At 61.0% G+C, this 19,764-nt stretch carries 18 protein-coding genes; 8 read left to right on the top strand and 10 right to left on the bottom strand.

From position 1 onward, the window contains the following. The first annotated feature begins 203 nt into the window (after positions 1-203). Positions 204-791: a uracil-DNA glycosylase family protein gene (locus ACR0NT_RS04465; RefSeq protein ID WP_170440903.1), complete on the top strand. Its 588-nt coding sequence runs from the start codon at positions 204-206 to the stop codon at positions 789-791. Further along, positions 784-1,572, top strand: coding sequence for an SseB family protein (locus ACR0NT_RS04460; protein WP_170440906.1), 789 nt, complete (start codon positions 784-786; stop codon positions 1,570-1,572). The genes ACR0NT_RS04465 and ACR0NT_RS04460 overlap by 8 nt, the downstream gene beginning before the upstream one ends. Before the next feature lie 40 nt (positions 1,573-1,612). Here the strand turns inward: ACR0NT_RS04460 and yghU are convergent, their stop codons facing one another. Further along, on the bottom strand, positions 1,613-2,491 hold the full coding sequence (yghU, locus tag ACR0NT_RS04455; RefSeq protein WP_170440908.1) for a glutathione-dependent disulfide-bond oxidoreductase: 879 nt from the start codon (positions 2,489-2,491) through the stop codon (positions 1,613-1,615). A 230-nt stretch (positions 2,492-2,721) separates the two neighbouring features. Here yghU and ACR0NT_RS04450 point away from each other — a divergent pair, with 230 nt between their 5' ends. After that, entirely contained in the window at positions 2,722-3,240 is a 519-nt protein-coding gene (locus tag ACR0NT_RS04450; RefSeq protein WP_170440909.1) for a YHS domain-containing (seleno)protein, read from the top strand. A gap of 54 nt (positions 3,241-3,294) precedes the next feature. Here ACR0NT_RS04450 and ACR0NT_RS04445 read toward each other — a convergent pair whose 3' ends face one another. Beyond that, positions 3,295-3,948 carry a DnaJ domain-containing protein gene (locus tag ACR0NT_RS04445; protein WP_170440911.1) on the bottom strand — a complete coding sequence of 218 codons (654 nt, stop codon included), beginning with the start codon at positions 3,946-3,948 and terminating at the stop codon, positions 3,295-3,297. Positions 3,949-4,165: 217 nt separating this feature from the next. Then, positions 4,166-5,032 carry a methylenetetrahydrofolate reductase [NAD(P)H] gene (gene metF, locus ACR0NT_RS04440; protein ID WP_170440913.1) on the bottom strand — a complete coding sequence of 289 codons (867 nt, stop codon included), beginning with the start codon at positions 5,030-5,032 and terminating at the stop codon, positions 4,166-4,168. A 94-nt stretch (positions 5,033-5,126) separates the two neighbouring features. Here metF and ACR0NT_RS04435 point away from each other — a divergent pair, with 94 nt between their 5' ends. After that, the gene (locus ACR0NT_RS04435; RefSeq protein ID WP_170440916.1) at positions 5,127-6,032 is read left to right on the top strand and encodes a LysR family transcriptional regulator; all 906 of its coding nucleotides are present in this window, start codon (positions 5,127-5,129) and stop codon (positions 6,030-6,032) included. 96 nt (positions 6,033-6,128) lie between these two features. Continuing rightward, complete coding sequence (locus ACR0NT_RS04430) at positions 6,129-6,914, top strand: inositol monophosphatase family protein (protein ID WP_170440918.1); 786 nt, start codon at positions 6,129-6,131, stop codon at positions 6,912-6,914. A 55-nt stretch (positions 6,915-6,969) separates the two neighbouring features. On the opposite strand, the gene bhcD is transcribed toward ACR0NT_RS04430, so the two are convergent. From bhcD to bhcA, 4 genes are read right to left on the bottom strand one after another with little or no spacing between them, the layout of a single operon-like run. Next, positions 6,970-7,935, bottom strand: coding sequence for an iminosuccinate reductase BhcD (gene bhcD / locus ACR0NT_RS04425; RefSeq protein WP_480442675.1), 966 nt, complete (start codon positions 7,933-7,935; stop codon positions 6,970-6,972). Positions 7,936-7,974: 39 nt separating this feature from the next. Continuing rightward, the gene (gene bhcC, locus ACR0NT_RS04420) at positions 7,975-9,138 is read right to left on the bottom strand and encodes a 3-hydroxy-D-aspartate aldolase BhcC (RefSeq protein WP_170440922.1); all 1,164 of its coding nucleotides are present in this window, start codon (positions 9,136-9,138) and stop codon (positions 7,975-7,977) included. Positions 9,139-9,148: 10 nt separating this feature from the next. Beyond that, complete coding sequence (gene bhcB, locus ACR0NT_RS04415) at positions 9,149-10,123, bottom strand: beta-hydroxyaspartate dehydratase BhcB (protein WP_170670580.1); 975 nt, start codon at positions 10,121-10,123, stop codon at positions 9,149-9,151. Between the two features lie 10 nt (positions 10,124-10,133). Beyond that, on the bottom strand, positions 10,134-11,324 hold the full coding sequence (gene bhcA / locus ACR0NT_RS04410) for an L-aspartate--glyoxylate aminotransferase BhcA (RefSeq protein ID WP_170670583.1): 1,191 nt from the start codon (positions 11,322-11,324) through the stop codon (positions 10,134-10,136). 192 nt (positions 11,325-11,516) lie between these two features. Between bhcA and ACR0NT_RS04405 the strand changes: the two genes are divergently transcribed. After that, positions 11,517-12,347, top strand: a complete 831-nt coding sequence (locus tag ACR0NT_RS04405) for an IclR family transcriptional regulator (protein WP_170670585.1) — start codon at positions 11,517-11,519, stop codon at positions 12,345-12,347. Positions 12,348-12,350: 3 nt separating this feature from the next. Here the strand turns inward: ACR0NT_RS04405 and ACR0NT_RS04400 are convergent, their stop codons facing one another. Both ACR0NT_RS04400 and putA read right to left on the bottom strand, forming a co-directional pair. Further along, a complete protein-coding gene (locus ACR0NT_RS04400) occupies positions 12,351-13,094 on the bottom strand; it encodes a rhomboid family intramembrane serine protease (protein ID WP_170670587.1) in 744 nt (247 codons plus the stop codon). A 42-nt stretch (positions 13,095-13,136) separates the two neighbouring features. Further along, positions 13,137-16,538: a bifunctional proline dehydrogenase/L-glutamate gamma-semialdehyde dehydrogenase PutA gene (gene putA / locus ACR0NT_RS04395; RefSeq protein ID WP_170440932.1), complete on the bottom strand. Its 3,402-nt coding sequence runs from the start codon at positions 16,536-16,538 to the stop codon at positions 13,137-13,139. Between the two features lie 102 nt (positions 16,539-16,640). Between putA and ACR0NT_RS04390 the strand changes: the two genes are divergently transcribed. After that, positions 16,641-17,129 (top strand): winged helix-turn-helix transcriptional regulator, encoded by a 489-nt coding sequence (locus tag ACR0NT_RS04390; protein WP_170670590.1) that lies wholly within the window; start codon positions 16,641-16,643, stop codon positions 17,127-17,129. Between the two features lie 30 nt (positions 17,130-17,159). Beyond that, on the top strand, positions 17,160-17,723 hold the full coding sequence (locus ACR0NT_RS04385) for a tetratricopeptide repeat protein (protein ID WP_170670592.1): 564 nt from the start codon (positions 17,160-17,162) through the stop codon (positions 17,721-17,723). A gap of 44 nt (positions 17,724-17,767) precedes the next feature. Here the strand turns inward: ACR0NT_RS04385 and ACR0NT_RS04380 are convergent, their stop codons facing one another. Continuing rightward, positions 17,768-19,657, bottom strand: a complete 1,890-nt coding sequence (locus ACR0NT_RS04380; protein WP_170670594.1) for a PhoX family protein — start codon at positions 19,655-19,657, stop codon at positions 17,768-17,770. Positions 19,658-19,764 lie beyond the last annotated feature (107 nt).

Genomic DNA, 19,764 nt, shown 5'->3' with positions numbered 1-19,764 from the left:
TTGCACCGACCGGGCCGGTGAAGGAACGGAAAACTTACCGGTCCATGTTGGCTACATTATGTCGAATTATGAAACAAATGATCAATGCGCGTGAAAGCGACCATTCGGCATTGTGACTAATGCATCGGTTGGACTGCGGCAACGCGTTGACTATCTTTCACTTCGACCGTCAACCAGTTTGATGCAGGAAACCTTGCGATCTGATGAATTCGCTGCAGAATGAGATTGAAACCTGCCGCATTTGCGCGGACAGATTTCGGGCCACGCATACGGCGCATCAGCCGCGCCCGGTGGTCTGGTTCCGGCAGGGCACACCTCTGCTGATTGCAGGGCAGGCGCCGGGTGCGCGGGTTCATGCCTCGGGCCGTCCCTTCACTGACCCGTCCGGTGACCGTTTGCGCGACTGGCTGGGGATCGATGAAACCGTGTTCTACGACCGCGCGCGTGTGTCGATTGTGCCGATGGCGTTCTGTTTTCCGGGGTATAACGAACGCAAGGCCGACCTGCCGCCGCCGCCGGTCTGCGGGCAGACATGGCACAACAGGGTGATGGACGAACTGGGGCAGGTGCCGCTGACCGTTCTGGTCGGCGGCCATGCGCATAAGTACCACCTTGGCGCGCGCGGTGCGGTCACGGATACGGTGCGGGGTTGGCAAGACCATGCGCCGCAGGTCTTTCCCTTGCCTCATCCGTCCTGGCGCAATACGGCATGGTTGAAGAAAAACCCGTGGTTCGAGGCCGAGCTGCTGCCGGTTCTGCGCGCGCGGGTGCAAGAGGTTCTGAATGACTGACGCAACTGCTCTTGATGCCGCCCATGCCGCGATGGAGGCCAGCCCGCAGGACGATGCGGCGCGGCTACGGTTCTTTGAACGGCTCGCTGACAGCGAGTTGTTCCTGCTGCTGGCCGAAGAGGCACAGGATGAAAACATCACGCCGGAACTGTTCGATGTTGCCGATGGCCGGTTCGTTCTGGCTTTTGACCGTGAGGATCGGCTGGCCCGCTTTGCCGAACGCCCGGTACCCTATGTCGCGCTTTCGGGGCGGGTGCTGTCCGGGATGCTGGCGGGGCAGGGGATCGGTCTGGGGCTGAACCTTGAGGTCGCGTCGTCCTCGATGCTGATCCCGGCCGAGGCGCTGGGCTGGTTGGCCGCCACTTTGGAGCACGCACCGGAAGAGGTGCAGCAACGCTTGGCCGAGTTCCTGCCTCCGACCGGCCTGCCGGATGACTTGCTGAAGGCGTTGGATGCAAAGCTGGCCACAGCCGTAGGCCTAGCCGAGGCCGCGTTTCTGGTCGGAACCAAATCAGAGGATGGGGGCGCGGGGCATCTGCTGGGCTTTGTCGGCGCGGTTGAGGGGGCTGAGCCTGCACTGGCCAAAGCGGCTTCTGAGGCGCTGACCTTTTCCGGTATTGAGGCTGGGGCGATGGATGTCGGTTTTTTCAACCCACATGATGCTGCTGCAGCCGCCTTGGCGCGGGTTGGTCTGAAGTTCGATCTGCCGCAGCCCGAACAAAAGGTTGTTCAACACATCACACCGGGCAGTGACCCGGATAAGCCGCCGGTGCTGAAATAAGCAGACCCCGCAAACCGTCAAGTCGCGGGGCCATGCGTTGCTATTCCGCTGCAGCTTCCAACTTGTCCTGCGTGCGGGTTTCAAAGTCGCTGGCGTCGTGGCGCTCGTGCAGTTGGGTGTGCGGCTCACCAAATGCGCGGTTGACCATGCGACCGCGCTGAACGGCAGGGCGCGCATCGACGGCCTTGGCCCAACGCATCACGTTTTCATAGGATTCGACATCCAGGAACTCGGCCGCGCTGTAGAGACGCCCCAGAACCAACTGACCGTACCAGGGCCAGATTGCCATGTCGGCGATAGTATAGTCCTCACCCGCGACATAGGTGTTCTCGGCCAGTTGGCGGTCCAGTACGTCCAGCTGGCGCTTGGCCTCCATGGCGAAACGGTTGATCGGGTATTCCCATTTCTCGGGCGCGTAAGCATAGAAATGGCCGAACCCGCCTCCCAGATACGGCGCGCTGCCCATCTGCCAAAAGACCCAGTTCATCACCTCGGTCCGCTCGGGGCCGGATTGCGGTAGGAAGGCGTCGAACTTCTCGGCCAGATGGAACAGGATCGAGGCGCTTTCGAACACGCGCACAGGCGCGCCGCCCGAGCGATCCCAAAGCGCGGGGATTTTCGAGTTCGGGTTCGCCTCGACAAAGCCCGAGCCGAACTGGTCACCGTCGCCGATATTGATCAGCCAGGCATTGTATTCGGCGCCCTCGTGACCCAGCGCCAGCAGTTCCTCGAGCATCACGGTGACTTTGACGCCATTGGGGGTCGCCAGCGAATACAGTTGCAGGGGATGGCGGCCGACCGGCAGGTCCTTGTCATGGGTGGCGCCTGCGATGGGGCGGTTGATGTTGGCAAACTGGCCGCCGCTTTCGCTGTCCCAGGTCCAGACTTTGGGGGGCGTGTATGGGGATTGCTCGGTCATCTGTTGTCTTTCTCAGCAAAGTTCGGGTGAATTGTCCGTCCGCCACAACAGCTAATGTTGCAAAGCCCCGAGTCCAACCCCGGATGTCAAAGAGGTTTTGTAACAAACGGGGTCGAACCTCTCACGTTTCTTCATCCGACCTCACAGCGGCGCGAGCGGGACTGCCCATCGGGGCGAAAATACCTATTCTTTCAGCAACGCCAAACCCAAAGGACAAAAGGATTGACCATATGAAACGCTTTGCCCTGACTCTTGTGACTGCTCTGACCCTTGCCGTTCCCGCTTTTGCCGGGGATCAGTATGTGGACGGCACCGGGTTTGCCGTGTCGGGTTATGACGTGGTTGCCTATCGCAATCTGGATCAGGCACCGGTCGGCCAGTCCCAGCCCGAGGCGGTGCGGGGTCATGCGGATATCACGGCAGACTATAACGGCGCGACCTGGGCGTTCTCGACCGAAGAAAACCGCGACAAGTTCCTTGAAAACCCGGCTTACTACGCACCCGCCTATGACGGGCACTGCGCCTACGGTGTGTCGCGGGGCGGCAAGGTTCCGGCGAACCCGAACCTGTGGCGCATCGTTGACGACAAGCTGTATCTGAACATCACCGATGTTGTTGTTGGTTTCTTCGAAGAGGATATCCCCGGCAACATAAATCTGGCCGAAGGTAACTGGCCGGGAATCGAGGCCGATGCCGCATCGACCAGCGTGATCCCCAAATTTACCTCGGAAGGCCCGGTCGCGAACTAAACCGCTACGCGGCAAGAACAAACCCGGCTCTTACCAGGCCGGGTTTTTTCACTGTCAGCCCGCCAGCCAGAAATCGTCGCGCATCTGCTGATCTGCGTCGAACTTGATGCGCACGCTTTTGGCACCGGGGAATTTGCGAGCCGTGATCGTTTCCGGGATCACAACCTCGCCTGCACCGGTATCCTTGGATTGAAAGCTCAGCACTTCAGTTTCCATTCGTCGGGCCGAAGCCAGGAACGAGGTCGGCAGCGCCACCCGGTTTGATCCTTCCTGAACCGGGGTCGGAACGAAATAGGTCAGGTGGCGGCCATAAAACCCAACCGCATCGGGGACATGGTCCGCATCGGAATTGCCCTGAGAATCTGGGTTTGGTCCGTCACCGTCCGGACTGTGCGCCAGTGCGGTGTTCAGCAACATGCGGCAGGCGTCGATATCGTTGGTTTCCAGCTCGATCACACGTCTGCGCAGCTTCGGTCGCCGGGGCGTGCCAGCAGTTTTCCCTTTGGTGGTCAGACCCTCGCGGCGCAAAAAGTCGTATGCCTCTTTGGCGCGGGCAAAATGGGTGCAGTCGCCGTTTCTGTGATCGGGATGAGCATGAAATGCAATGTGGCGCCAGGCATCCCGAATATCGTCGGACCTTGCTGTCTGGTCTAATCCCAGAGCCGCCAGCGCGTCAGCGCGTGCATTTATCTTTTCGACAGGCTCCATTCCCAAATCAACTCATTAAACAAACACAACAACCTCAGTTTGAAGAGGCGCGGGGTTTTGTCAAATTTTAGCGGAAATTTATTGCAGATCAGGGGACAGTTGACCCAAGGGAAGATTATTGTCCACACATATGCTGTGGCCACCAAAACACGCGTCAAACAAACGAAAAAGCCCGGAGCCTTTGCAGGCTCCGGGCGAAAGTGACCAACGGGAAGGTTCAGGCGACGTTCTGCAACTCGGCCCGCGGTGTGATGCCCAGTGCAAAGCACACATCGCGGGTCAGTTCGGGCCGGTTCAGCGTGTAGAAATGCAGCTTGTCCACGCCGCCCTCAATCAGGTCGGAACACAGCTCGGTGCACAGAGCGGTGGCCAGCAGATCCTCCCGATCATCGCGAATCGCCTTTTCAAAGGCGTGTTCGATCCAGTCAGGGATATGTGTCCCGCAGCGGCGGGCGAATTTGCGGGCGCCTTTCCAGTTCTCGATCGGCAGGATGCCGGGCACGATGGGCTTGTCGATACCGGCCTTTTCACAAGCATCGCGGAAGCGGAAAAACGTTTCGGCCTCAAAGAAGAACTGGGTCAGCGCTTCGTCCGCGCCGGCGTCCAGCTTGGCCTTGAGCCAGTCCACATCCGCCGAGAAATCCTGTGCTTCTGGGTGCTTGTCGGGATAAGCGCCGACGCGGATGCTGAACATTTCGGTTTCGGACAAGGCTTCGATCAGTTCGACTGAATTGGCAAACCCGTCGGGGTGGGGCGTGAAGCGGTCGTGACCTTTGGGCGGGTCGCCACGCAAGGCGACGATGTTTTCAACCCCGGCACGTGCGAAAGTGTCGGCGATTTCCAGCGTTTCCTGACGCGAGGCGTCAACGCAGGTCAGATGCGCGGCGACCGGCAGGCCGGACGATTTGTGCAGCGTCGTCACCGCATCGCGCGTCAACTCGCGCGTGGTGCCGCCAGCGCCATAGGTGACTGATACAAAGCGTGGCTCAAGCGGCGCCAGGGTCTGAACCGTATCCCAAAGGCGGAACGACGCCTCGAGCGTTTGCGGCGGGAAGAACTCGAATGAAATCTCAGGTGTCGTCATATCTGCCTCACAGGTCCAATCTGAGCCCCTTGTGCCAGTTCCCGCATTGTGAGACAAACTCATATTACTCAAGAACAACATGAGTCTCATTTCAATGCACATCGAATTCCGGCACCTGCGTACGATCAAGGCCATCCATGAATGCGGCGGGCTGGCCCGTGCGGCGGATCAGCTGAACATCACACAGTCGGCCTTAAGCCATCAGATCAAGGGTTTGGAGGATCAGGCCGGGGTCGAACTGTTCCTGCGCCGGTCCAAGCCGATGAAGCTGTCGGCAGCAGGGCTGCGCCTGTTGCGGTTGGCGGAACAGATCCTGCCGCAGGTCGAGGCGACGCAACAGGAGTTTTCGTCCCTGCGTGACGGGCGCACGGGCCGGATGCATATCGCCATCGAATGCCATGCCTGTTTCGAATGGTTGTTCCCGGTGTTGGAATCGTTCCGCAAATCCTGGGGGGATGTGGATGTCGATATTCGTCCGGGTCTGGCGTTCGACGCCTTGCCCGCGTTGCAGAAGGAAGAGGTCGATCTGGTCGTCTCATCCGACCCTGAGGATCTGCCGGGCGTCGAGTTCATCGAGCTGTTCGACTATGACGCGGTTTTCGTCGCGGCCTCTGCACACCCTTTGGCGCAGAAAGAGTTCATCGAGGCCGAGGATTTCCGGGGCCAGACGCTGATCACCTATCCGGTCGAACGCACCCGTCTGGATATCTTCAGCCAGTTGCTGATCCCTGCACGTGTCGAACCCGCTGCGATCCGGCAGGTCGAACTGACCGCTGTGATCCTTCTGCTGGTGGCGTCGAACCGCGGTGTGTCTGTGTTGCCCGATTGGGTCGTGCGTGAGGTGAAGTATAACTCGGACTACGTCACCCGCCCGCTGACCAAGGATGGGATCACCCGCAGGCTTTACGCTGCTGTCCGCACCGAAGACCTGGAAAAACCCTATGTGCAGGAACTGATCGAACTGGCCGGAACCGAGGCGCGCAAGCTGCAGTCACAATAAGCGCGAAACGCGGGTCTGTTATGCGCATCATTCCTCTTGGCAAGGACGCGTTGCCCCAGTATACGCGCGGTTTGACCGGACAGGAGCCTTTGGACAATGGTTGGCAGTGCAAACCTCAACATCATGATCAAGGCCGCGCGCAAAGCGGGGCGTTCATTGGTCAAGGATTTTCGTGAAGTCGAGAACCTTCAGGTGTCGATGAAAGGCGCGGGCGACTTTGTCTCCAAGGCCGATATTGCAGCCGAGGAGATCCTGAAAGAGGAGCTGCTGGGCGCGCGTCCGACCTATGGCTGGTTGGCCGAAGAGGGCGGCACCATCGCCGGCGAGGACCCGACCCGCCGCTGGATCGTGGACCCGCTGGACGGTACCACCAACTTCCTGCACGGCCTGCCGCACTGGGCAATCTCGATCGCGCTGGAGCACAAGGGCAAGATCGTCGCCGGTGTTATCTATGACGCCGCCAAGGACGAGATGTTCTTTGCCGAAAAGGGCGAAGGCGCGTGGATGAACGATACCCGCATCCGTGTCTCGGGCCGTCACCGCATGATCGAGTCGATCTTTTCGACCGGGCTGCCCTTTGGTGGTCGTTCTGATCTGCCTGCAACGCTGCAGGATTTGGCCCGTCTGATGCCTGCCTGCGCTGGCGTGCGCCGCTGGGGCGCAGCAGCGCTGGACATGGCTTATGTGGCTGCTGGCCGCTACGAAGGGTTCTGGGAACGTCGTTTGAACGCCTGGGATGTGGCTGCCGGGATTATCATCGTGAAAGAGGCGGGTGGCTTTGTGCAGGCCCTGAATCCCGAAGGCAGCGTGCTGGAGGATGGTGAGGTGATCTGTTCGAACGAACCGATCTTTGACCAGTTTGCCAAGGTGATCCGGGGCTAATCACCTGATATACCGATTAAGCAAGCGCGCCCCGTTCGAGGCGCGCTTTTTCGTTTCAGAGGGCGGCGCGTTCAGCCAGGCCGGCTTCGTCCGCGAGTTTCGCGGCGACAGATGCAACGGCGAGGTCTTGCAGGCCAACGCCCGTTCCGTCGAAGAGGGTGATTTCTTCGTCTGATCTCCGCCCCGGATGGTCGCGGTTGATGACGGCGCCGATGGGGGTGATCTGATCTTCGGTCAACCTCCCGTTAGCAACCGCGTGCTGCGCCTCGCCGAGAGAGATGGACTGGGCGACCTCGTCGGTGAAGACAGTCGCGTGGGCCACCAGTGCCGCCTCGACCTCTTGCTTGCCCTTGGTGTCGGTACCCATGCAGGCCAGATGGGTGCCGGGTCTGATCCAATCCTTCATCAGCAGCGGTTCGAAGGCTGAGGTGATGGTGATGATGACATCGGCCTGTGCGCCCAGTTCCTCCTGTGTGACGGCCTCGAAGTCCAGGCCCAGCTCGGCCGCGACCGCGCCCAGACGGGGCAGCATCTCGGGGTGGGGGTTCCAGGCTACCACCTTCTCGAAATCGCGCTGCTCGGCAGCGGCGCGCAGCTGGAAAGTGGATTGATGACCCGCGCCAACCATGCCCAGCACCTTGGCGTCCTTGCGCGCCAGATGGGCGATCGACACCGCCGAGGACGCAGCCGTGCGCACGGCGGTCAGGTAGTTGCCGCCGACCAGCGCCGACAGCCGCCCGGTATCGGGGTCGAACAGAAAAACGGTGGATTGGTGATTGGTCAGCCCTTTCTCTGTGTTCCCCGGCCAGTAACCGCCGGACTTGACGCCCAGCACCTGACCCGCGCGGTCAAAGCCGGACTTGAAGCCGTAAAGCGCATCAGCATAGCCAATGGCTTCGCGGATGACCGGGAAGTTATAGGCGTCGCCGCGCGCCATGGCGGCAAAGACGTCCTGTACCGCGTCGAATGCTTCGGCACGGCCGACCAGTTTCTGGCACAGCTCCTCTCCGACGATCAGCAAAGGTTTGTCCGTCATATCTTTCATGATCCTTTCCCCCGCTCAGAACGCCTTGCCGCGCGCGGAGACGGGCCAGAGAGTTTCAACCTTGCCGTTGCGCACGCCTACATACCAGTCATGCACATTGGCGGTCGGGTCACAGTGGCCGGGCACCAGATGCAGCTTGTCATTGACCTTGAGAGCGCCATCCGGGTCGGCCACGACGCCATGCTCATCCGAACATTTGATATATTCCACATCCGACCGCCCGAAGATCACTGGCAACCCACTATCCACCGACTGCGCCTTAAGACCCGCATCTACAATGGCCTTGTCCGCCTTGGCATGGCTCATGACGCTGGTGAGGATGAAAAAGGCGTTCTCCCACTCACCCCGGTCTATTCGGTTGCCGTTTTCATCAAGGATGCGGCCATAATCGGCATCCATGAAAGCGTAAGAGCCGCATTGCAGTTCGTTATACACGCCCGAGGTGCTTTCGAAGTAATAAGACCCGGTGCCGCCACCGCCGACAATATCACAGACCAGCCCTTCAGCCTTCAAGCCGTCCACGGCGTCTTTCACCTGCGCCACGGCGATGTCGATCTTGGCCTTTCGATCCTCGTACAGGTCCATGTGCTGCATCGCGCCCTGATAGGCCTGGATGCCTGCAAACTTCAGCCCCGGGGCGGCGTCGATGGCCTTGGCGATGGCGATCACTTCGGGGGTGGTGGTCACGCCGCAGCGGCCCGCACCACAATCGATTTCGACCAGACATTCGATCTGGGTGCCGTGGCGTTGTGCGGCCTCGGACAGATCGGCCACATTGTCGATGTCATCGACACAGCAGATCGTCCGTGCGCCCAGCTTGGGCATGCGCGCCAGCCGGTCTATCTTGGCGGGATCGCGCACCTGATTGGATACAAGCACATCCTTGATGCCGCCACGCGCAAAGACCTCGGCCTCAGAGACTTTCTGGCAGCAGATGCCGCATGCTCCACCCTGTTCGACCTGCAGCTTGGCCACATCGACGGATTTGTGCATCTTGCCATGCACCCGGTGGCGCATGCCGTGGGCCTTGGCGTAATCGCCCATCTTCTTGATGTTGCGCTCCAGCGCATCCAGATCCAGCACCAGAGCCGGTGTCTGTATCTCGGACGCGTCCATGCCGATGGCGGCGGGGATGTCGAAGCCGACCTCAAGCTGGTTGATGTTTGCGGGCTTGTTCATGTTTTCCTCCTCAACCCAAAGTCCAGGGCAGTTTGTCCAGATCCACATTGCCGCCGGTGATGATCACGCCGACGCGCTTTCCACTGAACACCTCGGGGTGTTTCAGGATCGTCGCCAGCGGCACCGCGCTGCTGGGTTCCATCACGATGCGTAGGTGCTTCCAGATGGTTTTCATCGCGGCGATGATCTCGTCTTCGCTGGCGGTGTGGATGTCGCTCACGAAGTTTGAGACAAAGTGCCAGGTGTTCTCTTTCAGCGGCACTTTCAGCCCGTCGGCGATGGTGACCGGGGCGTCATCGGCGATGATATGACCGGCCTTGAAGCTGCGATAGGCATCGTCGGCCTGTTCCGGTTCGGCGGCATGGATCTGCACCTCGGGCGCCAGGTTCGACAGGGTCAGGCAGGTGCCCGAGATCATGCCACCGCCGCCGATGGGGGCGACCACCGCGTCCAACCCGCTGGTCTGTTCCAACAGTTCCGCCGAGCAAGTCGCTTGCCCCGCGATCACGCGCGGGTCGTTATAGGGATGCACGAACTCGCCGCCCGTGCTTTCCTGCACCTCGGCAAACACCGCCTCGCGCGAGGTGGTCGAGGGCTCGCATTCTGTGATGATCCCGCCATAGCGGCGCACCGCGTCTTTCTTGGCCTGCGGGGCCGTGCGCGGCATCACCACATTGCAGGGAATGCCCCGGCGACCGGCCGCATACGACAGGCTGAGCGCATGATTGCCACTGGAATGAGTGCAGACCCCGCGCTCGGCGGCCTCGTCATTCAGGCCGAACACAGCGTTGCACGCGCCGCGGACCTTGAAAGCTCCGGCCTCCTGAAAGTTCTCGCATTTGAAGAAAAGCTGCGCGCCGGCCAGATCATCCAGATAATCCGACCGCAGCACCGGGGTACGGTTGATATGCGGTTTGATTCGCTCATGCGCCTCGCGCATGTCGGCAAGGGTCAGGCAATCGGCTGTGATCATGTCGTCAAGCATATTGGCCTCCTTACGCCGCGGATTGCATCGGGTTGGCGTGGCCTGCGCGAAAGTACTCCTGCGCCGCGGCGACACCGCTGCCCAGCTCGATCGGGTAATCCAAGTCGGCCATTGCCATTTCGATCGTGGCGAGGCCGGACAGCACCATGACATCCGTCAGGCTGCCCAGATGGCCGATGCGGAAGGCCTTGCCGTTCATCTCGCCCAGCCCGATGCCAAAGCTGACGCCATAGGCGTTGAAGGCATGATCGGTCAGCGCATTGCTGTCGAAGCCTTCGGGCACATAGATCGCGCTGACCGTATCCGAGTAGAGATCGGGCGACTGCGCCACCAGATCCAACCCCCAGGCGGCGGTGGCTTTGCGCACGCCTTCGGCCAGCCGGAAATGGCGGGCGTAGACATTGTCCAGCCCTTCCTCGAACAGCATCTTAAGGCTTTCGCGCATCCCGTAGATCAGCTGTAGCGGCGGGGTGTAGGGAAAGCCGCCCGAGGCGTTGGCATTCATCATGTCGCGGAAGTCGAAGAAAGTGCGCGGCAGTTTGGCCGCCTCCATCGCCGCCAGCGCCTTGGGACTGACGCACAGGATCGCCATGCCGGTCGCCAGCATGAAGCCCTTTTGCGAGCCCGACACGGCGATATCAACGCCCCAAACATCGAACTCGAACGGCATCGAGGCCAGAGAGCTGACGCAATCCACGAACAGCATCGCCGGGTGGGCGCTGGCATCCATAGCCTTGCGCACCGCCCCAATGTCTGAACGCACCCCGGTGGCCGTCTCGTTGTGAGTGACCAGAACCGCCTTGATCTCGTGGCTTTTGTCAGCGTCCAACGCCTCGGCGAACTTGTCCGCTGGGGCGCCGCTGCCCCACGGGCATTCGATGATACGCACGTCCAGCCCATGCCGCTGACACAGGTCGATCCAGCGATGGCTGAACATGCCATAGCGTGCCACCAGAACCGCATCACCGGGGCTGAGCGTATTGGTCACTGCCGCTTCCCACCCGCCGGTTCCACTGGCGGGAAAGGTGATCACCTGACCCGATGCTGTCCCGAACACCTTTTTGGACTCGTCGAGTACCGGGGCAAAAGTCTCGACAAAATCCGGCGCGCGGTGGTCCTGTGTCTGAACCTGCATCGCCAGTCGCAGGCGATCCGGGATGTTTGTCGGGCCGGGTATGAAAACGGGGTTCTGAGTGGACATCACTAAATTCCTCCAAGATGGAAATCAGTGTCGGGGAAACGGCCTTCATGTGCAATTTTCTTGAAAAATGTTTTCATTATTGCGATTAAATATCTAAGACGCTGAAAAAGTGCGTTTTTCCGTTTTTCATTTTTAAAGCCTGAAAGTGGTGATTTCGAAAAGATCACGCTGGGCAAAAGAAGAGGGCCAGAAATGGACACTCAGAAGAGGCCACGCGGCAGGCCGAAATCGCTGTTCAAAGAAAGCTCGGCCGGGACCATGCAGTCACTGGATCGGGCGCTGGGCGTTCTGACCACGGTGGCGCGGATGGAACGCGCAGCGCTCAGCGATCTGGCGCGCGAAGTGGGCGTGCCGACGGCGACCACGCACCGAATTCTGGCCACCTTGCAGAAGCACGGGTTTGCCACCTTCGACGACGAGAGGCAGGAATGGATGATCGGGATCGAGGCCTACCGGACCGGAGCCTCTTTTCTGCGTCGTAACAGTGTGATTGAGATCGGGCGGCCGATCCTGCGGCGTCTGATGCAGGAGAGTGGCGAGACCGCCAATCTGGCGGTGCCGGATGGCGCCGAGGTGGTTTTTGTCGGTCAGGTCGAAACGCTGAACCCGATCCGGGCCTTCTTTCCGCCCGGTGCGCGCACGCCGATGTATGCGTCCGGCACGGGCAAGGCGATACTGGCTGCGATGAACCCGGATGCGGCCAGAAAAGCCCTCGGTTCTGTCGATCCGGAACGTTTTACGGACCACACGCTGACGCCCGGACCGGACCTGATGGCGGATTTGGACAAGACCCGCGCCCGAGGTTGGTCTTATGACCACGAGGAACGGTACGAAGGCATGTCCTGCATTGGCGCCGCCATCTACAACGACCGCGCCGAACCCTGTGCGGGGGTATCCGTCTCGGGTCCGTCTGTCCGTTTCCACGCGGACAGGGCACGGGCGCTTGGTGCTCTGGTCAGAGATGCCGCGCAGGAAATCACGCGCCTCAGTGGCGGTCGGATGCCGGATCAGACTGAGGGTTGACCTCTATTTGCGCGGGACGCGTGGAATGCGGGATTGCGACAGCTTGTATTTGTGCTCGGGATGGGGCGGATGGCCGTGGGTACGGTTCCAATATGCTGTCCCGCCGCGTTTCAGCCAAAGCGGGATGCACAGGATCAGGCCGACAAGGAACCCGCCCGTATGTGCCCAATAGGCAACGCCACCTTCGTCCGGGTTGCTGGCGAGGCTGCCCATGAACTGTAAGCCCAGCCAGATGCCCAGCATGATGAAGGCCGGAATCGTGAAGACCCGAAAATAGACGATCAGGATCAACAGGACATCCACACGGGCCTTGGGGAACAACAGAAGGTAGCCCCCCATGACCCCGGCGATTGCACCGGATGCACCGATGGTCGGCACAACCGAGTCCGGGGCGGTGACGACATGGATCAGGCCCGCGCCCACGCCAGCGACCAGATAGAACAGCAGGAAGGGCAGGTGGCCCATCTCGTCTTCGAGGTTGTCTCCGAATATCCACAGAAACAGCATGTTGCCCGCCAGATGCATCCAGCCGCCATGCAGGAACATCGAGGTTACAAGCGTTTCCAGCGCAAACCCGTCGGTGATCCGCGCCGGGATGACCGCGTAGTCGAAATAGAACCGGTTCATGAGCTGATCGTTACTCATGATCCCCACATAGCTGAGGAAAATCAGGATATTGGCTGCCATCAGAAGGTAGACGACATATGGCGTGCGCCCCGAGGGGTTATGGTCACGGATCGGAAACATGTGGCGACGCTGGGCTTTTCCAGGCCCAGCGTCAAGGTCCGGTTACGCCGCACCTCCCAACAACGCCGCGTTGCCGCCTGCAGCGGTGGTGTCGACGCAGACGTGACGCTCGCCCAACACGCGCGCGCGGTCTGGCTGGCCGGGGATCAGCGGCAGAATCGGGCCATCGCGGCGGGCCAGGTGGCGTTCGATCTCGCGTGCGGTGTCATCGTTCCCCCACCAGAGCACGCCCGAGAATCCGGCAGCATTTTCCAGCCGGTGCAGGTCAACCATTCCGGTTGCGCAGATAGCCATGCCACCCAGAGCTTTGACAGCCTCGGCCTGTGCTTGCGCCGCGTCCGCCCCTGGCCCCATGCACAGCAGGGGCGCACGAGGAGTTTCGCTCAGCCGGTTGGATTCTCCGGTTGGGCCAGGCAGGGATTGGGTGCGGGTGGCGGCGGGCTGGCCCTGCGGGGTGGGCAGGTCGCCCATAGTGTTGTCCCATTCGGCTTCGCTGGTTTGACGATCCGGCGCACAGAACCGCGCCATATAGTTCGGCCCGCCCGCCTTTGGGCCGGTGCCCGACAGACCTTCGCCACCGAAGGGCTGAGAGCCGACGATGGCTCCGATCTGGTTGCGGTTGACGTAGATGTTGCCCGCATGGACGGCTTCGGTGATGTGCTGCACCCGGTCGTCGATGCGGGTGTGCAGGCCAAAGGTCAGCCCATAGCCGGTTGCGTTGATATCTGCGATGACCTGATCAATCTCGGATGCTTTGAAGCGGGCCACATGCAACACGGGGCCAAAGACCTCGCGTTCCAGCGCCGCAATGCCCGGCAGTTCGATCAGGGTGGGGGCAATGAAGGTGCCCTCGGGCGGTGTGGTCAGTTCCTTCAGAACCCGCCCCTCGCTGCGCGCCTGCGCGACGTGACCCGCAATGCCTTGCCGTGCGTCCTGATCAATCACCGGGCCGCAATCGGTGGTCAGCATCCATGGGTCCCCGACCTGCAACGCCTCCATCGCGCCGGTCAGCATGGTCAGCAGATCGTCGGCGATGTCTTCCTGCACGTATAGGCAGCGCAGGGCAGAACACCGCTGCCCCGCCGACTGAAACGCGCTTTCGATAATGGATTGAACGGCCTGTTCGGGCAGAGCGGTGCTGTCCACGATCATCGCATTCAGCCCGCCGGTTTCCGCGATCAGGGGCGTGCCCGGCCGCAGGTTGTCTGCCATGGCTGCACGGATTTTCAACGCTGTCGCGGTCGAGCCTGTGAAAGCCACCCCCGATACCCGCGGATCCGAGGTCAGCGCGGCCCCAACGGCTGGCCCGCCCGGTAGCAATTGCAGCACGCCGCGGGGTACGCCGGCCTCGTGCAGCAATTGCACGGCCCGATGTGCGATCAGAGGGGTCTGCGGCGCGGGCTTGGCCAGAACGGCGTTGCCGGTGGCCAGGGCCGCGGAAATCTGGCCGGTGAAGATTGCCAGCGGAAAGTTCCACGGGCTGATGCAGGTGAACGTTCCGGCTGGTTCTGCCTGTGGGATGTTGGCCGCATAGTAGCGCAGGAAATCGACCGCCTCGCGCAGCTCGGCCACTGCGTCGGGTATGGACTTGCCAGCCTCGCGGGCCAGCAGGGCGAACAGTTCGCCGAAATGCGCCTCGTACAAATCAGCGGCGGCGTTCAGGATGCGCGCTCGATCTTCAGCGTTTGCCTGCCACGGGCAGGCCGAGGCCAAGGCCAGTTCCACATCCCGCGCGCTTGCTTGGGCAACCGAACCGGGCCGGTCTTGTGGTTGGGCGGGGTTGATGACGGGCTGATCCTCATCCGGCTGTGCCTCTTCGGACAACAGCGGTTGCGCATACCAGTGATGGGCGCGGAATGCGTCCCGGGCCGCGTCGATCTGGTCGAGCGTCGGCGTGTGCTGCAGATCGAATCCTTTCGAATTCGGACGTTCCGGCTGAAACAACTCGGGACCGGTTGGCAGAGGGGATTTCGGCTCGTGAATGGTGGCGAAGGGGTCAGTGGCCACCTCTTCCGGTGGCACGGCTTCATCCACGATCTGGTTCACGAACGAAGAGTTCGCGCCGTTTTCCAGCAGGCGCCGTACGAGATAGGCCAGAAGGTCCCGGTGTGCGCCCACCGGTGCGTAGATTCGGCAGCGCGTCTTGTTTTGATCCTTGACGATCTGGTGCAGGGTTTCGCCCATGCCGTGCAGGCGTTGGAATTCGAACAGCTGATCATCGGCCATATGCAGGATCGCACTGACCGTATGGGCGTTGTGGGTGGCGAATTGCGGGTAAATCCGGTCGGTCATGCCCAGCAGTTTGCGGGCATTGGCGATGTACGAGATATCGGTTGCCGCCTTGCGGGTGAACACGGGAAAGCCATCGACGCCCTCGACCTGCGCGCGCTTGATTTCGGTATCCCAATAAGCCCCCTTGACCAGCCGCACCATCAGCTTCCGATCGTGGCGTTCGGCCATCTCATAGAGCGTATCCAGCACGATCCCGGCGCGCGGGCCGTAAGCCTGCACCACGATCCCGAAACCGTCCCACCCGGCCAGAGCGGGCTCGGCCATCACCTCTTCGATCACTTGTAGGGACAGCGACAGACGGTCGGCTTCTTCGGCGTCCACGTTCAGCCCCATTCCGGCGGCCTTGGCCAGCAGGCACAGGGCGCGCAAGCGGGGCGTAAGTTCCTCCATCACCCGCTGTTCCTGCGCGATTTCATAGCGCGGATGAAGCGCCGACAATTTCACGGAAATTCCGGGATTCGCACGGATGTCGTCATGGGGGCAGGCGTCCGCAATGGCTGCAATGGCGCGGGAATAGGACAGGTGATAGCGCGCGGCGTCGGCTTCGGTGCGGGCGGCCTCACCCAGCATGTCGTAGGAATAGGTGTACCCCTTGGCCTCCATCCCGCTGGCGCGGTCCATGGCGGATTGGATGGTTTCGCCCAGAACGAACTGCCGCCCCATCTCTTTCATCGCGCGGCCCACGGCGGTGCGGATCACCGGCTCACCCAGACGTTTGATCGCGCCACGCAGGGCGCTGACCGGAGAGGTTTTGCCCTCGTCCAGAACCTTGCCCGTCAGCATCAGCGCCCAGGTCGAGGCGTTCACCAGCGACGAGGACGACTGGCCCAGATGTTTGCCCCAATCTGACGGTGCGATCTTGTCCTCGATCAGTGCGTCGATGGTTTCGGCGTCGGGCACCCGCAACAGCGCCTCGGCCAGACACATCAGCGCGACGCCTTCATCGGTGGACAGGCCGTACTCGGCAAGGAAGACTTCCATCATCCCGGGCGAGGTGCTTGATCGGATGTCGCGCACCAACTGAGCCGCAGCGGCGCAGATCGCTGCGCGGTCGGGTTCGCTCAGCTTTGCCTGTGCGATCAGGGTATCCAGAATTTCAGACTGATCGGCATAGGTTTGGCCGTCAATATGGGTGCGCAGGCTGTGTGTCATGTATCCTCCGGGCTTTTGGAGAGTATAACGGCGATTTTTCGGGACAATCGCCTTAATTTGTGATTTCAGAGGGTAAATGATCTGAATTTCAGAGGGATCACGATGCAAACGAACCGCCCTGATCTGGACCGGTTTGACCGGTCGATCCTGACGATTCTGGCCGAGGACGGGCGTATCTCGGTCGCTGACTTGGCGCGGCGCATCGGGCTGTCAAAGTCCCCGACGCAATCCCGTGTGAAAAGGCTTGAGGCCGAAGGGATCATCACCGGATACCGCGCCCTGCTGAATCCGATCCGCCTTGGGCTGGATCATGTCGCCTTTGTCGAAGTGCGTCTGACCGACACGCGCGAGAAGGCCCTGGCCGAGTTCAACGCGGCAGTCCGCAAGGTGGCTGAGATCGAGCAAGCCCATATGATCGCGTCAAATTTCGACTATCTTCTGAAAATCCGCACGGGCTCGATGTCGGAATACCGCGCGGTTCTGGCCGAGAAAATCTCGTCCCTGCCGCATGTGGCGAATACCTCGACCTTCGTTGCGATGGAGGCGGTGAAAGAGACCGGCGTTTCCGGGGCCATCGAAGGGATGGGTTGACGAACGGTCCGGTGGCCTCACCATTGGGTCATGAACCAGATCGCTATTGCTTGCCTCGTACTATTCACGTCCACGGCCGTTCAGGCGGCGGACTGCCCCGTTGCACCGGATCACAGCGCCGATGTCAGCGGGGTGATTGCGCAAATCCAGCTGGCCGAGACCGAACAGGCCGCCCGTGCTTTATCAGGCCAGTTGTGGGAGTTCTGGACAGACGCGCCGGACCAAAGCGCGCAAGCCACGCTGGATCGGGGAATGGCGCGTCTCAGGGCCTCGGATTTGTTGGGTGCGATTGAGGAGTTTGACAAGCTGATTGCTTACTGCCCGTCTTATGCCGAGGGGTACAACCAGCGCGCCTTTGCGTTTTATCTTGGGCAGGATTTCGAAGCCGCCTTGCCCGATCTGGACAGGGCGATAGAGCTGTCGCCAAACCATGTGGCCGCGATCAGCGGGCGCGCATTGACGTTGTTGGGATTGCAAAGATTGGATGAGGCGCGGGAGGCTTTAAATCAAGCCCTGGACCTGAACCCCTGGTTGTCGGAGCGTCATCTTTTGGCTTCGGGAGGGCCACTGGAGCCGCCGGGTCAGGATATCTGACGCAAAACGCCCCCCCGCACCGGCAAGGCCGGGGGGCTTGTGACTTAGCCGATCAGCCCGTTGTCGGCGCGCTTGATCGTGATCACCGAAGACCGTGGCGTTCCGCCATCAGGCCAGTTTCTGCCCGGGTGCTGAATGCCGACAAACATGGTGCGCAGGTCGCTGGACCAGGCCAGACCGGTGACCTCACAGCCGTTCGGGCCGGTCATGAAGCGTGCTATTTCACCAGTAGCCGGGTCACCAACCAACATCTGGTTGTTGCCGTGACCTGCGAAATCTTCCTCGTTGTTGTCATTGCCGTCGGTTTGAATCCAGATCAGACCGGTCGAGTCGGTGACCATGCCGTCGGGCGAGTTGAACAGGTTGCCCGCGTTCACATTCGGCGAACCTGCATAAGCGTCCGTATGCACGGTCGGGTTCCCGGCCATGACATACAAATCCCAGTCGAAGGCTTCGGCGGCGTGGTCGTCATTGGCCGGACGCCAGCGCACGATCTGGCCGTATTTGTTGGCCTCGCGCGGGTTTGGTCCGTTGAGCGAAGTATCGTCACCACCGGCATTCGGCTTGACGCCGCGGTTCTTGTTGTTGGTCAGGCAGCAATAGGCCTCGACCGCGACCGGGCTGGAGGCAACCCATTCCGGGCGATCCATGGTGGTGCCGCCCGCCTTGGACGCCGCCATACGGGTGAAGATGCAGATCTCGGGCTCGTCCATGCCGGTGGTTTCCGGCGTCAGCGGCAGCCATTCACCGGTTGTGTCCTCGTTGAACTTGGCAACAAAAAGCGTGCCGTCATTCAACAGGCTCTCGGTTTCGCCGCCTGGCTGGTAAGTGCCGTTCGAGACGAACTTGTAAAGGTACTCGCCCCGCTCATCATCGCCCATATAGACGACCACGCGACCATCGGGGGCCAGCGTTACTTCGGCGTTTTCGTGCTTGAAGCGGCCCAGACCGGTGTGCTTGACTGGTGTGCTGTCGGGTTTGGTCGGGTCGATTTCCACGATCCAGCCCGCGCGGTGCGGCTCGTTCGGGTTTTTCGAGGTGTCGAAACGTGGATCGAAGAACTCGTAGCCGTTCCAGCTTGCTGTCGAGATGCCATACCGGGCCATGCCATCCGCGACCTTCTGGTCATAGGTCGCGTTTTCGTCGGACGAGCCGAAATAACCGTTAAAGTTTTCCTCGCAGGTCAGGTAAGTGCCCCACGGCGTCTTGCCCGCACCACAGTTGTTCATGGTCCCCAGCGAGGCGGTGCCGGTCGGGTCGGCCCCGGTCTTCAGGAGGTCATGACCGGCTGCGGGGCCGACGATCTTGATGGGCGTATTGTGGTGGATGCGGCGGTTGAAGGGGCTGTCTTTGACAACTGACCAGCCGTCCGGACCTTCGGTGATTTCCATCACGGTGACGCCCTGCAGGTTCTGCATCTTCAGAACGTCGCCGGCATTGACCGGAACGCCGTTCTGCGCGGCGGGCAGGTTGATCCTTCGGTTCGGGAATTCGTGGTTGATCGCGATCAGCTCGTGACCCTGGAACGAAAAGGTCTCCATCCCGTCGGTGTTTTCACCAAACACGCGGTCCGATTTCTCGACCGCTCCACCGTCGGTCAGGTCATAGCCGTCCGCGTCGGAAAACAGCGGGTCGCCCCAGCGCATCAGCATCTTCCATTCATACCCTTCCGGTACGTGCACGGTGCCATCGGTCTGCGCGGCAATCGGAGTGAACACAAAGCGCGAGGCGGTTTGTGCCTGCGCCGAAGTGGACCCCATCAGGCCCGCGCCCATGGCCGCAGCGCCCGAACCAAAAGCCAGCACACCGCCCATGAAACCACGCCGTGAAATGGCGCGTTCGACAATGCGGTCAAAATCGTTTTCCTCGGGGCGGGGGAAGTGCAACTCGTCCCAATCGTCGGCAGACAGAGTGGTAGGGTCAGCGTTTTTCATGAATAGCTCCTGGCCGTCAGAAAAAGTGGATGAAACGCATTTAGAGCTTCATTGTGACAGGGTGCTAACAACAAAGATAAGCTCGATTTCCGAAATTTCACGGTTTT

This window comes from Ruegeria sp. AB10 (assembly GCF_056542745.1).
Note: the sequence above shows the minus strand (reverse complement) of the source record. Positions and strands in the feature narration are given on the sequence as shown.